Below are 359 nucleotides of genomic sequence, written 5' to 3'. Positions count from 1 at the left end.
CGCGTCCACACCCAGCTGGGCCTGCATGGCCAGCGAGGTCAGACCGACCTTCCGGCCGGCCAGCACCCGCCCGGCCGCCAGATGCCGGCGCAGCTGGGCGTCCTGGACCTCATACGCGTCCTGGACCGTCATACCCTCGACCCGGTCCCGCAAAGGCGCCACCGGAACCCGGGTGTCGTAGGCTTCGAACAGTTCATCGGCCAGAGCGGTGAGCAGCTGGCGGCGGGTAGTGGTTTCCTGTGTCATTTCCTGGCTCATTTACTTCAGCACCGCCGTCGTGACGCCGAAACCGGCAATGTATTCCTTGATGGGTTTGTAGAACTCGTAGGTGACCTCGTACTCGCCGCAGGCGCGCAGCG

1 pseudogene is annotated in these 359 nt (G+C 65.5%); it reads right to left on the bottom strand.

Annotation, left to right across the window (positions count from 1 at the left end):
• Positions 1–246 (bottom strand): annotated as a pseudogene (locus AC5RWU_RS24720) (2-keto-4-pentenoate hydratase); the annotation flags it as partial.
• Positions 247–359: the final 113 nt, after the last annotated feature.

The organism is Arthrobacter sp. B0427-1-12, from assembly GCF_059092905.1.
The sequence above is the reverse complement of the archived record's forward strand: the minus strand, read 5'-3'. Positions and strand labels throughout refer to the sequence as shown.